13 protein-coding genes are annotated in these 13940 nt (G+C 32.2%); 9 read left to right on the top strand and 4 right to left on the bottom strand.

What is annotated here, in order from left to right; all coding sequences use genetic code 11:
• Positions 1 to 190 precede the first annotated feature (190 nt).
• Genes AWE51_RS11160 through nqrF form a run of 6 tightly spaced genes read left to right on the top strand, consistent with a single transcriptional unit; the run spans position 191 to position 6286 of the window.
• Positions 191 to 1546, top strand: a complete 1356-nt coding sequence (locus tag AWE51_RS11160) for a Na(+)-translocating NADH-quinone reductase subunit A (RefSeq protein WP_066313554.1) — start codon at positions 191 to 193, stop codon at positions 1544 to 1546.
• A gap of 4 nt (positions 1547 to 1550) precedes the next feature.
• Complete coding sequence (locus tag AWE51_RS11155) at positions 1551 to 2795, top strand: NADH:ubiquinone reductase (Na(+)-transporting) subunit B (RefSeq protein WP_066313552.1); 1245 nt, start codon at positions 1551 to 1553, stop codon at positions 2793 to 2795.
• A 2-nt stretch (positions 2796 to 2797) separates the two neighbouring features.
• Entirely contained in the window at positions 2798 to 3553 is a 756-nt protein-coding gene (locus AWE51_RS11150; protein WP_066313549.1) for a Na(+)-translocating NADH-quinone reductase subunit C, read from the top strand.
• A 3-nt stretch (positions 3554 to 3556) separates the two neighbouring features.
• The gene (locus tag AWE51_RS11145; protein WP_066313546.1) at positions 3557 to 4249 is read left to right on the top strand and encodes an NADH:ubiquinone reductase (Na(+)-transporting) subunit D; all 693 of its coding nucleotides are present in this window, start codon (positions 3557 to 3559) and stop codon (positions 4247 to 4249) included.
• Between the two features lie 11 nt (positions 4250 to 4260).
• Entirely contained in the window at positions 4261 to 4977 is a 717-nt protein-coding gene (gene nqrE, locus AWE51_RS11140; RefSeq protein WP_066313544.1) for an NADH:ubiquinone reductase (Na(+)-transporting) subunit E, read from the top strand.
• A gap of 1 nt (position 4978) precedes the next feature.
• The gene (gene nqrF, locus AWE51_RS11135) at positions 4979 to 6286 is read left to right on the top strand and encodes an NADH:ubiquinone reductase (Na(+)-transporting) subunit F (protein ID WP_066313542.1); all 1308 of its coding nucleotides are present in this window, start codon (positions 4979 to 4981) and stop codon (positions 6284 to 6286) included.
• A gap of 74 nt (positions 6287 to 6360) precedes the next feature.
• Here nqrF and AWE51_RS11130 read toward each other — a convergent pair whose 3' ends face one another.
• Positions 6361 to 7050, bottom strand: a complete 690-nt coding sequence (locus tag AWE51_RS11130; RefSeq protein ID WP_082832408.1) for an outer membrane beta-barrel protein — start codon at positions 7048 to 7050, stop codon at positions 6361 to 6363.
• Between the two features lie 256 nt (positions 7051 to 7306).
• On the opposite strand from AWE51_RS11130, the gene AWE51_RS11125 reads away from it, so the two are divergent.
• Genes AWE51_RS11125 through AWE51_RS11115 form a run of 3 tightly spaced genes read left to right on the top strand, consistent with a single transcriptional unit; the run spans position 7307 to position 9524 of the window.
• Entirely contained in the window at positions 7307 to 8107 is an 801-nt protein-coding gene (locus tag AWE51_RS11125; protein WP_232517377.1) for a DUF4846 domain-containing protein, read from the top strand.
• A 38-nt stretch (positions 8108 to 8145) separates the two neighbouring features.
• Positions 8146 to 8523 (top strand): Na(+)-translocating NADH-quinone reductase subunit F, encoded by a 378-nt coding sequence (locus tag AWE51_RS11120; RefSeq protein ID WP_066313532.1) that lies wholly within the window; start codon positions 8146 to 8148, stop codon positions 8521 to 8523.
• A 5-nt stretch (positions 8524 to 8528) separates the two neighbouring features.
• Positions 8529 to 9524, top strand: a complete 996-nt coding sequence (locus tag AWE51_RS11115) for an FAD:protein FMN transferase (protein ID WP_066313530.1) — start codon at positions 8529 to 8531, stop codon at positions 9522 to 9524.
• Here the strand turns inward: AWE51_RS11115 and AWE51_RS11110 are convergent.
• The 3 genes from AWE51_RS11110 to AWE51_RS11100 form a co-directional block, all read right to left on the bottom strand.
• Positions 9521 to 11236, bottom strand: coding sequence for a CHAT domain-containing protein (locus tag AWE51_RS11110; protein ID WP_066313527.1), 1716 nt, complete (start codon positions 11234 to 11236; stop codon positions 9521 to 9523). The genes AWE51_RS11115 and AWE51_RS11110 overlap by 4 nt on opposite strands.
• A gap of 96 nt (positions 11237 to 11332) precedes the next feature.
• Complete coding sequence (locus tag AWE51_RS11105) at positions 11333 to 12997, bottom strand: tetratricopeptide repeat protein (protein WP_198403822.1); 1665 nt, start codon at positions 12995 to 12997, stop codon at positions 11333 to 11335.
• Positions 12998 to 13140: 143 nt separating this feature from the next.
• Positions 13141 to 13908, bottom strand: a complete 768-nt coding sequence (locus tag AWE51_RS11100; protein WP_066313521.1) for a class I SAM-dependent methyltransferase — start codon at positions 13906 to 13908, stop codon at positions 13141 to 13143.
• Positions 13909 to 13940: the final 32 nt, after the last annotated feature.

Genomic DNA, 13940 nt, shown 5'->3' with positions numbered 1-13940 from the left:
AGCTGCTAAAATATTTATGAAGGATCATAAAAATATAAGTGTCTAATTTACAAGTCTTATTTTTTTTAATCACAAGATACTTATTTAGAAAGATTATAAATAAAATCTTATAAGTGTGGCAGCTTTTACTTACGTGTTTTAATTATTAAATTTGCACGATTTTTTTAGTTAATTAACTTAGACTACAAATATGTCAAAAGACATTCGTATCAGAAAGGGCTTAGACATTAAGCTTGTTGGCGAAGCAGAAAAAGTAACTGCAGAAGCTACCAAAAGTAATGTTTACGCAATTAAGCCTGACGATTTTCACGGTATAGTCCCTAAGGTTGTTGCAAAGCAAGGGACAGAAGTTAAAGCCGGCGAACCACTTTTTCACTCCAAATCAAATGAAAAAATGCTTTTCCCTTCTCCCGTAAGTGGAGAAATAGTGGAAATAGTGCGTGGTGCCAAGAGAAAGATTTTAACGTTCAAGATTCTTGCGGATAAGGAACAGCAATATGCAGATTTTGGTTCGAAAGATGTAAATGCCATGAATGGCAAAGACATCAAAGACCATTTGTTAGCATCGGGATGCTGGCCTTTTATAAAGCAACGTCCTTATGATGTTATTGCTAATCCAGATGTAGCTCCAAAAGCTATTTTTATATCGGGTTATGCAACGGCACCTCTGGCAGCAGATATTGATTATGTGCTAGCTGGTAAAGAGAATGAGTTGCAAGCTGCTATTACAGCACTAAGCAAGTTGACCGAAGGACAAGTGCATGTTTCCGTTGCTAAAAATGGAAATTCTCCTTTGAACGGACTTAATCATGTTACTCTTCATAATGTTTCTGGGCCTCACCCGGCAGGAAATCCAAGCGTACAAATAGCCAAAATAGATCCAATAAATAAAGGAGAAGTAGTGTGGGTGGTAAATCCACAAGATTTAATCATAATTGGTGAATTATTGCTTACAGGTAAGTTTAATGCTGAGCGTACAATTGCCTTAGCTGGTTCTTGTGTTAAGACTCCGAAATACTATAAAACTAAGATTGGTGCAGCAGTTTCATCTGTGGTATATACTGCTGGTGTTATCAACGAAGCCGATATAAGAGTTATTAGTGGCGACGTGCTTACGGGTAATAATGTTAAACCCGATGGTAATTTAGGATATTATCATACTATGATTTCTGTCATTCCTGAAGGAGATGATTATGAATTTTTTGGATGGAATAAACCTATCTTCAATAAAATTTCTCCGTCAAGAGCACTTACATTTTCCTGGTTATTTCCAAATAAAAAATATGACCTTAACACAAATACAAATGGTGAACATAGAGCATTTGTAGTTACAGGAAATTATGAAAGTGTTTTTCCTTTTGATATCTACCCATTGCAGTTGCTAAAAGCTTGTGCTGTTAATGATTTAGATGCTATGGAACAATTAGGAATGTATGAAATAGCTCCAGAAGATTTTGCTCTTACTGAGTTTATTTGTGTTTCTAAACAACCACATCAACAGATAATCAGAGAAGGGTTGGACTTAATGTTAAAAGAAATAGGATAGTGCTATGGGATTAAAAGATAAATTACATAAACTAAAACTTAAATATCAAGGTAAAAAAATGGCACCTGCATTTAATGCAATCCATACATTTTTATATTTACCTAATGAAACAACACATTCTGGATCTCATGTTAGAGGAGCCGATGATTTAAAACGTACAATGAATACGGTGATCATGGCTTTATTACCATGTTTGATATTTGGAATGTTTAATGCAGGTTATCAACACCATTTAGCTCTGGGAGAAATTGAAGCAGTTTCAAATGGATTCTTTAGTTTAGAATTTTGGTCATGGGATAACCTTGTTATCGGGCTGTGGAAAGTATTACCGTTAGTAGTCATTTCGTATGGAGTGGGACTTGGAGTAGAATTTTTATTTGCAGTAATTAAAGGTCACGAAGTAGAAGAAGGGTATTTAGTTACCGGAATGTTAGTCCCTTTAATAGTACCAATCGATACTCCTCTTTGGATGCTTGCAGTAGCAGTTATTTTTGGAGTAGTAATAGGTAAGGAAGTTTTTGGAGGAACAGGAATGAATATCTTGAACCCTGCGCTTACTATTAGAGCTTTCTTGTTCTTTGCATATCCAACATGGATGTCTGGTGACAAAGTATGGGTTCACGGAGCTGTAGAAAGAGCAAATGAAATTGCAAATGGTGCGCAGTTAGATGCTATTTCTGGAGAAACTATTCTAGGTGGATTAGCGCAAGGAAAAAATATTTTAGGAAGTGCAGATGCTTCATATTCTATATCAGATGCGTTTTTAGGATTTGTACCTGGATCTGTTGGAGAAACTTCAGCATTACTAATCTTATTAGGTGCTCTATTCTTAATCTTTACTAAAATCGGAAGTTGGAGAATTATGCTTAGTGCTGTTCTTGGTGCATTAGTAATGGGATTAATATTTAATGGAGTTACTAGTTCAGGATGGATTGCAGAGTCAAGTAAATTTTATGCTTTGATGAATTTAGAATTTTGGCAACATTTAATTGTTGGTGGAATAGCCTTTGGAATCGTATATATGGCAACAGATCCTGTAACTGCTTCTCAAACAAATAAAGGAAAGTGGATATATGGTTTTTTAATAGGATTTATCTCTATTTTAATTAGAGTATTTAATCCTGCGTATCCCGAAGGAGTATTCTTAGCAATATTACTAATGAATGTATTTGCTCCAACAATTGATCACTATGTTGTTCAAGGAAATATTAAGAAAAGAATGAAACGTTTAAAACTTAAAACGGCGTAATCATGGCAATGAATACAGATAAAAATTCATATACAATCATATTTGCCATAGCTATGGTAGTTGTGGTTGGTTCTTTACTTGCTTTTACCGCTTCCTCATTAAAGGATAGGATAGACGCAAATAAACGTACAGAAAAGCAACAGAACATATTATTTGCTATGGGAATAGCAGATACAGAAGATCCTAATGAGTTTGTTCCTGCAGAAAAGGCTCAGGAATTATTTGATCAGTATGTAGGAGAAGAACAATATATAGTAGTAGGTGATAAAGCACAAAAATCTAAAGACGCCTTTAGTATCGAAGTTAAAAAAGAGAATGATAAGGTAAAACAAGATGCCAATTATCAACGAAAAATGCCTTTGTTTATAGGTAAAAAAGATGGTCAAGAGTATTATGTTGTGCCAATGAGAGGTAATGGTCTTTGGGATGCAATCTGGGGATATGTTTCTTTAGATAAAGAATTCAAAACCGTAAAAGGCGCATTTTTTGACCATAAAGGAGAAACTCCTGGTCTTGGTGCTAATATCAAAGAAGCATATTTTAGAGATGATTTTATAGGAGAAAGTATACTGGATGCATCAGGAAACTATAAAGGAATTACTGTAAAGAAAGGTAACGCAGATCCTAAAAACGTAGACAAAGGTGATAATGAAGTAGACGCTATGGCTGGAGCAACAATAACAGGTGACGGTGTTACAGCAATGGTGAAGAAAGGAATAAAAATGTATCAACCTTATTTCGAAACTTTAAAAAAATAACAAATGGCTGAAGTAACAGAAGAAAAAGTTAAAGCAAAAGAGCCTAAAGAGCCTTTGTTTTCTAAGAAGAACAAGAAATTGTTAACAGATCCTCTTGCTGATAATAATCCAATTACTATTCAGGTATTAGGAATATGTTCTGCGCTTGCAATTACAGCTCAATTGAAACCTTCAATTGTAATGGCAATTTCAGTAATATTTGTATTAGGAATAGGAAACGTAGTTATTTCTTTAATGAGAAATATAATTCCTTCAAAAATTAGAATTATAGTACAACTGGTAGTTGTTGCTGCATTAGTAATTGTTGTAGATCAGGTCTTAAAAGCATTTGCATATACTTTAAGTAAAGAACTATCTGTATTTATTGGTTTAATAATTACAAACTGTATTATTATGGGGCGTTTTGAAGCTTTTGCCTTAGGTAACGGCCCTTGGAAATCTTTTCTTGATGGAATAGGTAATGCAGCGGGATATGGTGTTTTACTTGTGATTGTAGCGTTTTTTAGAGAGCTATTAGGATCAGGAACTTTGTTTGGAGCTAAAGTATTAGGAGATCCAATTGAAAAGACTGGCTTGTATGCTTTAGGGTATGAAAATAATGGTTTTATGGTATTGGCGCCAATGGCATTAATTACTGTAGGAATTATCATTTGGATACAAAGAAGCAGAAATAAAGAATTAATCGAAGATCATTAAAATAAGAAGACATGGAATATTTAGAGTTATTTTTAAAATCGATCTTTATAGATAATATGGTATTTGCATTCTTTTTAGGAATGTGTTCTTATCTAGCTGTATCTAAAAAGGTTTCTACCGCAGTAGGTCTTGGAGCAGCAGTTATATTCGTATTAGCTATCACAGTACCATTAAATTTCTTATTAGATAAATATATTCTTAGAGAAGGAGCATTAGTATGGTTAGGTCCAGAATATGCAGATTATGATTTAAGTTTCTTGACCTTTATTTTATTTATTGCAACTATTGCCACAATGGTACAATTAGTAGAGATTGTTGTAGAAAAATTTTCACCTTCTTTATATAATTCACTTGGTATCTTTTTACCATTAATCGCAGTAAACTGTGCGATTTTAGGTGGATCATTGTTTATGCAACAAAAAGAATTTGCAACAATATCTCATGCTGCAGTGTATGGTATAGGATCTGGGATTGGATGGTTTTTAGCTATTTTGGCTATTGCAGCTATCCGAGAAAAGATCAGATACTCAAACGTACCCGCACCATTAAGAGGTCTAGGGATTACTTTTATCCTAACTGGACTTATGGCAATTGGTTTTATGAGTTTTGGAGGAATGTTAACAGGAGGTGATGAAGAAGAGTCAAAAGAGACAAAGACTGTTAAAGTTGAAGAAAAAGAGACTACAAAAGAAGTAGCCGAAAATACTAACGTTACAATACTTAAATAATATGATATTTTTAGCATCTACCGGTGGAACAATAGCAATTACGATTATTTCGTTTTTGGTGCTGATTCTTGTTTTAGTAGGAATCTTATTATTTGCCAAAGATAAGTTACTACCATCAGGTCCCGTTAAGATTACTATTAACGGTGAAAAAGAAATTGAAGTTGCTTCAGGAGGTACATTATTATCTACTTTAGGAGCACAGAAAATATTTTTACCGTCTGCATGTGGTGGTGGTGGAACCTGTATTCAATGTGAATGTCACGTATTAGAAGGTGGAGGAGAAGCTTTACCAACAGAGACACCTCATTTTTCTCGTAAAGAACTACAACATGGAGCACGTTTAGCTTGCCAGGTTAAGGTAAAGCAAAATATGAATATCGAAGTTCCGGAAGAGGTATTTGGAATTAAAAAATGGGAAGCAGAAGTTGTTCGTAATTATAATGTAGCTTCTTTTATTAAAGAATTCGTAGTGCGTATTCCTGAAGATATGGGATATAAAGCAGGGGGATATATTCAGATTGAAATCCCTCAGTGTGAAATAAAATATTCTGATATTGATATTACAGCACATCCAGAAGAACATGAAACTCCTGATAAATTTCAGGCAGAGTGGGATAAGTTTGGTTTATGGCCATTGGTTATGAAAAATGACGAAACTGTTGAGCGTGCATATTCTATGGCGTCTTACCCTGCAGAAGGAAGAGAGATTATGCTTAATGTACGTATTGCAACTCCACCATGGGATAGAGCCAAGAATGGTTGGATGGATGTTAACCCTGGTGTAGCGTCATCTTATATTTTTGCTCAAAAACCAGGAGATAAAGTTGTAATCTCTGGTCCTTACGGTGAGTTTTTTATAAATGAATCTGAATCAGAAATGCTTTATGTAGGTGGAGGAGCTGGTATGGCACCAATGCGTTCTCACTTGTATCATTTATTCAAAACTCTACAAACAGGAAGAAAAGTGACTTACTGGTATGGTGGTCGTTCTAAGCGTGAATTGTTTTATTTGGAGCATTTCTATGATTTAGAAAAGAACTTCCCGAACTTTAAGTTTTACTTAGCATTATCAGAACCGCTAGAAGAAGATAACTGGAAAGTAAAAAGTGATATTAATGCAGAAGGAGATGGATTTGTTGGATTCATTCATAACTGTGTGATCGATAATTACCTTAATCATCATGAATCTCCAGAAGATATAGAATTATATTTCTGTGGTCCACCATTAATGAACAAAGCAGTTCAAAAAATGGGAGAAGATTTCGGAATTCCTGATGAACATATCAGATTTGATGATTTTGGAGGATAGAAATTAAATATTCTTTCAATAGATATAAAATAAGAACCGATACATTTCTGTATCGGTTTTTTGTTTTAAAATAATTAGATAGTATATAGAAATCCAAAAAAGAAATTGTCTAAATTAACTGAAGCAGAGAATCCACTATTTTTATTGTTAGACGTGTCATTATTTTCAAGATCAATAAAAGAACTTTTTGATCTGGTATATCCAATGTTACCAATTTTAGATGTCAATGCTAAATTTTGATTTATAAAAATATTGACCCCTGGAGCAAAAGATATTGAATAACTCTCCTGTTCATTTTCACTAAAAGATGGTAGGTTTAAAAATTCGTTTCTGCTATTTTTAGAATCTATCTTAGAGTAGGACCCTTCTAATTCAGTGAAAAGTGATATTCTTTTCTTTGGGATCACATAATATCTTCCGAATAAACTAGCCGTATACCCTGAGCTTTTATTTTCGAAAAGGATATTGCCGTTGTAATTTTTAGATTTGCCTGTTATGTAACCAATTTTGGTACCTATCATAAAATAATCTGATAAAAAATATCCCACTTCGGGAATCAAGAAAAAATTTTTATTTTCAGAGCTAGATGTAAATGTTTGACGATCATTACTCATAAATTTGGAATTTGAATCTCCTTTTGAGTAGCTAATTGAACCTGCCACAATAAAATCTGATTTATTAAACCCGTACTTGGTTTCTTCTTGTGTATAGGATGTTGAATACATTAAGAACAAGGTGAGAATTGAAATAATAGTTGTTTTCATGCTGACTGTTTTTAATTAATAATTTATTTGTTTAGTAAAGAATTACCATAAAGACCAAGCGAAAAAATCAGTTGTTTACTAATGTTTTGTTAAATGCAATTTTTGAATTATTTTACAGTCTTTAAGACAACTGTATGTAATTTTAAGTAGTTTTTAATTATAAAATCACGTTTGTATTTTGAAAAAGTTTCTTTTAGTTTTAGTTGGTGTAATAATAGTTTTTGTAGTGTTTAAAAGCACTTCAAAAACAGATAAAGTGACCCATCACATAAAGGGTGTAATTGCTAATATCACAAGAACTTCAGGTCTTATAAATAAAAATGGTGATTCTGTTTCTACTAGAGTGCTTTTGCCAGATGGATACAAGAGAGTACCGTATGAAAAAGGGTCTTTTCAGGAATATTTAAGGCATTATCAGCTAAAAGCATACGGAAGTAAAATTATTAATTATGATGATACCGAGTACTTTGCTCAGGATTGGCACGAGGCAATTCTTGAAGTGCCGGTCCCTTCAAATGGTTTGCAGCAATGTGCCGATGCTTTGATGAGAATTAGATCTGAGTACCTGTGGGAACAAAATAAAAAAGAAGATATAGGATTTAATTTTACATCAGGTCATTATTGTTCATGGAGTAAATATGCAGAAGGATATCGACCAAAAATAAAGGGAAACAAAGTGTCATTTCATAAAACAGCTCAGGCTAATACTTCAAAAACTAATTTTTACAAATATCTGAATCTGATCTATACCTATGCCGGAACCTTATCTATGTATCATGAATTACAAAAGATAACAGTCGATGATATTAGAATTGGCGATATGTTAGTTAAACCAGGCTCTCCAGGGCATATAGAAATCGTAGTAGATGAAATTGTAAACGAAAAAGGTGAAAAAATGTATCTTTTGGCACAAGGAAATACTCCTGCACAAAGTGTTTGTTTACTTAAAAACTATGGCAATGCAAGTAGTGCTCCTTGGTATAAGTTTACAAAAAATGACCCTGTAGATACACCAAGTTATTACTTTGATAAAGCTAGTTTTATTAGGTTTAAATAATTCGAGATTATGAATTATGATAGTATATTTGTAGTATTATGACTAGGATACTTACCAAACAAGAACTTCATAATCTGGCAATGAATATTGTCGGTAAAGAACTCGAAAAAAAAGGCTACGAATTCATAGCTGTAAATAGTAAATTAGGAAAACACCCTCAGTTTGTATGTGTTGATAAGAGTAATCAAAGATACTTTGTAATAGTAAAAGCGGTTTTATATCCAGATAATCCACATAATTACGATATGATTTGGATGGAATCCTTTAAAAAACATGCTAGAGAACAGGAAGCAAAGGTATTTTACGCAGGCGTAGGGTTACAAAATTCTGAAGATCCTAAAAAGCCTGTTTTCTTAAATGAAGATTATATTCTGGAATATGCAGGGATTCAAGCTATAGAAACACATTTAAATTAAGAATTATGATTAAGAAAATATGTGTTTTTGCTCTTTTTGGGGCGTTAATTTCATGTAACCAAGGCACTAAATTAGCCCTTAATTATACAAAAGGAGAAGCCTTTGGAACGACTTTTTCAATTCAAATTATTGCTACAAAAGAGATAGATTTGTCAAAGGGATATGATAGTATTATAACAGTAATAAATCATTCAATGTCTACTTACATTAATGATTCTGATATATCTCGAATTAATAAAGGAGATAGTAATGTAATTGTTGATGAGCATTTTAAAAAAGTTTTTACTGCTTCAGAAGAGATATTTAGAGCGACTAGTGGGGCTTTTGATCCAACTATAGGCGTATTAGTTAATGCGTGGGATTTTGGACCGAAGGGTAAAATAATTGCATTAGACAGCCTAAAAATTGATAGTTTGCTGTTAACAGTTGGACTAGATAAAGTTACCTTAAAAGAGAATACTATTATAAAAAATAACCCGAATACATTTATAGATTTTAATTCATTAGCTAAAGGATATGCAGTAGATGTATTTGCAGAATTTTTAGAAGAAAAGAATATTGAAAATTATTTGGTAGAAATAGGGGGAGAAATTAGAGGTAAAGGAAGTAATTTAGTAAAGAAAAAACCATGGCGGATAGGAGTAGAGGATCCTAATTTTGATGGAGATCAATCCTATAGCAAAGTTATCGAATTACAAGATCAGGCCATGGCTACTTCTGGGAGTTATAGAAAATTTAAATTAGATCAAGAAGGAAATAGATATGCGCATATTATTAATACCAAAACAGGTTATCCGCATAAGTCAAACTTGTTAAGTGTATCTATACTTGCCGAAACCTGCATGATAGCAGATGCGTATGCAACGGCATTAATGTCAATGGGTTTAGAAAAGTCAAAAGCTTTTTTGAAAAATCATCCAGAACTTCAGGTTTATTTTATCTATGAAGACCACAATAAAGAGCTGAAGACATTAGCAATTAATCGTTTTCCAGAGAATTAGTGTTGTTTTTTAAAAGATCGACGTACTCGGATACCTATGAGTATTAGAATACCAATAACTACGAATCCAATCATCCAAAACTTAAAATAATCATCCTTAAATTGGATGGGGTCTATATCTCCGACTAAATAAAAAGCACCCCAATAAAAAGGATCAACTCTGTTTATATTGGCAGTGTTTAAGTACTGTAATTTAGCTTGTTGTAAAGCTTTAGGTTTATTCATGCCTTTTTTAAGATTTGAATAGAAAAATCTCATTAACTCTGGAGTGGTCTGATCAGATATTTCCCAACTACTTAAAAGCAAACTCTTCGAACCAGCATATTGAAATGCATTACCTAAACTCATAATGCCTTCGCCTTTTGCGATTTTTCCGGTTCCCGTATTACATGCACTAAGAACAGTTAAATCGGCAGGAATGTTTAGAGCAAACAATTCATGACTATACAGTAAATTATCCTCAAGAGAATCTTTAGTTTTAGTGAAGTATAGTTTTGAATTCTCTGGATTGTCATTATCTACATCTCCGTGCAATGCCAAATGAAGGATATTGTATTGATTAGCATTTTTTTTGAAATTACGTTCTACTGCTTGAGAACCAAAATAATATTGCCCGTCGATAATATCAGAAATAGCCTTAATCTCTTCACGAGTTCCAGGCAAATCATAACTAATACTTCGCAGTCTGGTCATGCTTATTTTTTCTGTAGTTTTGAGACTAGTGGTATCTGAAAACGAAAAAGCAAGGCATTCTTGTCTTTTATTGGTTTTTTTAGAACTATGTTGTGCGTTTAATAATAAGTTAGCAGAGTTAGCATAAGAAACGACATAGTCTTTCAGTAAATATGGTAGATTTTTAGGGTTGTTTGTAACGCTAGTATGAGTAAGTAATAATTCAAAATTAAGATGCCATAGTGGACCATCTGGTATAATAATAAATTGTTCTCCTTTAATTTTATCTTTTATGGGTTCTATTAAAGAATTATATAATGAAACAGCATTCTTTTTAAACAAGCTAGTGTTTTTGCTGATGATAGCGTTTCTCAATTCTTTAATTTGCTTTTCAAGTTTTTGTACAGGTAATTCTTCTACACTCAAGTCATTTTTCGAAATGAGAAAAGCATAACATGTTGTATCTGTTAGAAAAAACTCTAAAATAGTAGTGTTGTTATCTAATTTCTTTTGGATATCTATAACAGTTATAGGTTGTGTTTGATGTTTTAATTGATGATATTTTGGATAGTCTTTTTCAATTAATTGGGTTAAAGAATCTTGTTTTCGTGTAATCTCGAATAGTTTATTATCGTAAATACTGATTTTTGTTGAATCAATTTTTAGATTAGATTTTTCATTTATAAGTTCGGAAATATATAATGCGTATTCTGCTTTTAAATGTTGTTCTAAATTTAAAATTGCAGGAGGTAGACCAGCAAAACTTTTAGCATTAGACTCTAATAATAGGCTTTTTAAAGTATTGCTTTTGCTTTTTTCGGCGTAATAAAAAGCGAGATCCAAAGATTGTTGCTGTTTCGTAATTTTGAAAAGCAATACTTGTGTATCTATAGCGCTGCCATAAGTATCTTGAATTTGTTCTGTAAAAGTTATTTTGTCTTTATAATAATGTAATGTTTGCCTAATGTGATCTATTAAATAATCTATTTTTTGATAGATTTTGGCACTCTTTTCTAAGGTGGGAATATCACCATCTACCAAGTATTTATGATGTAATATTTTGGCTTTACCATGTAAAGTTTTTAAAAGGGCAATTAGATCTAAATAATGATGAGATTCGAATTTTGTGCTTTTAGATTAACTGGGATTTTTATTAGCAGTAATTGCATGGTTATAGTGCGCTATTGCTTTTTTATGTTCATTAAGTTTGGCATATACTTTTGCTAGCTGATTATAGGACTTTGCGGTTCTGGGGTGGTGTTCGCCATCTGTTACTAAGCGAATTTTGATGCTTTTTTTTAAGAGTTCAAGAGCTTTGTGATACTCTTTTTTTTCAAAAAATAAACTTGCAAGAGCGTTATAAGTATCACAAATATAATAGCTGTCCTCCCCTGATACACGTTTGTGAATTTTTAATGCTTTTTGATAATACGCTAAGGCAATGTTGTACTCTTTATTTATTTTATGAATGTTTCCAATTTCTAGATAAGTATAGGAAATTTCAGAATGATATTTTCCAATTGTATTGATTCTTATTTTTAGAGCTTTTTGGTAATATTTTAATGCTATACTATATTTTTTTTTGGCCTGATATGTATTTGCTATATTGTTATATATTCTGGCTACAGCGTTATGATTTTCTCCTAATGTATAAATGAAGTTTACTAATGTTTTTTTGTAGAAAGTAATAGCTCTATCATATTCTCCTCTTTTTTGATGCATTAGACCTATATTGTTATAATTACTTCCTATATAAGAGTGTTTTTCAGGGTATATCTTTAATTTGATTTTTAAACTTTTTTGAAAATATTCTAAAGATCTATTGTAAAGCCCTTTTTTATTATAAATGATTCCTATTTCATTATAAAGACTTGAGGTTCTTGTGTGTCGTGGTCCTAATTTTTTTTCTAAAATAGTCAAGGCTTTATTGTTAAATAATAAGGCTTGATTGTTAAAACCTTTATAGCGATTAGTAACAGCTATACTAGAATAAAAAAAAGCACTATTTGGATGATTTTTTCCAAAAATAGAAATCATTATATCTAATCCCTTTTTTTGATATTCTAAAGCCTTACCATAATAATCTATACGAGTATAAATATCACCAATATGATTATAACAAAAAGCTACTTCAGGACTATGTTTACCAAATATTGGTTCTCGTATTTTTAGGGCCTTATTGTAATATGCTAAAGCTTGTCTGTCTTTCCCAAGGTGGTAATGTGTAATGCCTATATCGATATAACTTTCAGCTATCTTTTCATGCCGTTTTCCAAAGTGTTTTGTTCGTATTTCTAGACTTTTTTGGTAATATATCAAAGCTCTGTCATATTGAGCCAACACATGATGAATTGTTCCGATATGATGATAAGAGTCTGCAGTGCGATGGTCTTTGTTCCCAAAAGCTTTGGTTTGAATTTTCAGAGCTTTTTGATAAAAACTTATTGCCTTTTGATATTGATCTTTGTCTTTATGAATATGACCAATTTGAGTATAGGATAAGGCTATTTGAGGGTGTTCTTTTTCGAATAGCTCTTGACGAAGCACCAGTCCTTTTTTTGCAGTCACTAAAGCACTATCATAATCAAAGTTGTTTTGTTGATTTTGCGAAATTTTATCATAACAATCAATGATTTTTTTCTGGTCACCAATAGTTTCATAAATTAATAATGCCTTTTCAAAATACGTTAAAGAACTATCCGTTTTTCTTTTATTAAGAAGTTCTTTTCCTTTGGTGAAATATTGAGACGCAGTGCTAGTGTCAATTTTGGTTTGAGAATAAGTGATGTTTGAATAACTCAAACAGAAAAATATAAGTAGGATTCTTCTAGATACAATAAAACTGATGGTTGTAGTAAGATTGTTCATATCACTATTAATCGTAAAAAAGATGTAATTGTTACGTTGAGTTGTATTTTTTTCTTTCTAAAATGTACTTTTTAGCTTTAAGGTTTGTAACAAACCGGTAAAATTTCCCCTTGTGCAAGACAATATTTGGTAACTTCTTCCTGTGATAATTTTTGTGTATAATCGATCTCTTCTACTTTAAAGCCAATAGATCTTAGTTTTTCAAAGTAATCTAGACCATATACTCTAACGTGATCATACTGTCCAAAAATACGGGCACGTTCTTTAGTGTCGGTAATGGTGTCATCTTCAAAGGTAATTTCACGAGTTAGATCTTGTGGGATTTGTAAAATTGCCATACCTCCCGGTTTTAAAACACGATATAATTCTTGCATCGCCTTTGTATCATCTGGAATATGTTCTAAAACGTGATTGCAAAAAATAATATCATACTCATTATCTTTAAACGGAAGGTTGCAGATATCTGCTTTTACATCTGCAAGAGGCGAGTTAAGATCTGTAGTTGTATAGTTAAGATGTTTTAATTTTTGAAACCTTTTATAGAAGGCTTGCTCTGGTGCAAAATGTAACATTTTGGATGGGGTAGTAAAAAAGCTAGTCTCATTTTGTAGGTAGAGCCATAGTAATCTATGTCGTTCTAAGGATAATGTAGAAGGCGATAATACATTATCTCTTTGATCACCGTATCCATATGGTAAGAAACGTGAAAAGCTTCTATTATCGATAGGATCGGTATACGTGTTCCCTTGTAAAAAAAAAGCAATAATTGGTCTGACAATATAACTTAAGCGAATAAGTAATGGTCTTGGTATCGTATTGAGTATTAGTTTAAAAAGTTTTTTCATAATTGATTATACAGAAGTACTGTATAATTTTT

The organism is Aquimarina aggregata, from assembly GCF_001632745.1.
In the GTDB taxonomy this organism is placed as follows: Bacteria; Bacteroidota; Bacteroidia; order Flavobacteriales; family Flavobacteriaceae; genus Aquimarina; species Aquimarina aggregata.
The sequence above is the reverse complement of the archived record's forward strand: the minus strand, read 5'-3'. Positions and strand labels throughout refer to the sequence as shown.

Excerpts from the sequence above, each read along its gene's own strand:
- AWE51_RS11160 (WP_066313554.1), top strand. The coding sequence starts at position 191 with ATGTCAAAAGACATTCGTATCAGAAAGGGCTTAGACATTAAGCTTGTT.
- AWE51_RS11155 (WP_066313552.1), top strand. The coding sequence starts at position 1,551 with ATGGGATTAAAAGATAAATTACATAAACTAAAACTTAAATATCAAGGT.
- AWE51_RS11150 (WP_066313549.1), top strand. The coding sequence starts at position 2,798 with ATGGCAATGAATACAGATAAAAATTCATATACAATCATATTTGCCATA.
- AWE51_RS11145 (WP_066313546.1), top strand. The coding sequence starts at position 3,557 with ATGGCTGAAGTAACAGAAGAAAAAGTTAAAGCAAAAGAGCCTAAAGAG.
- nqrE (WP_066313544.1), top strand. The coding sequence starts at position 4,261 with ATGGAATATTTAGAGTTATTTTTAAAATCGATCTTTATAGATAATATG.
- nqrF (WP_066313542.1), top strand. The coding sequence starts at position 4,979 with ATGATATTTTTAGCATCTACCGGTGGAACAATAGCAATTACGATTATT.
- AWE51_RS11130 (WP_082832408.1), bottom strand. The coding sequence starts at position 7,050 with ATGAAAACAACTATTATTTCAATTCTCACCTTGTTCTTAATGTATTCA.
- AWE51_RS11120 (WP_066313532.1), top strand. The coding sequence starts at position 8,146 with ATGACTAGGATACTTACCAAACAAGAACTTCATAATCTGGCAATGAAT.
- AWE51_RS11115 (WP_066313530.1), top strand. The coding sequence starts at position 8,529 with ATGATTAAGAAAATATGTGTTTTTGCTCTTTTTGGGGCGTTAATTTCA.
- AWE51_RS11100 (WP_066313521.1), bottom strand. The coding sequence starts at position 13,908 with ATGAAAAAACTTTTTAAACTAATACTCAATACGATACCAAGACCATTA.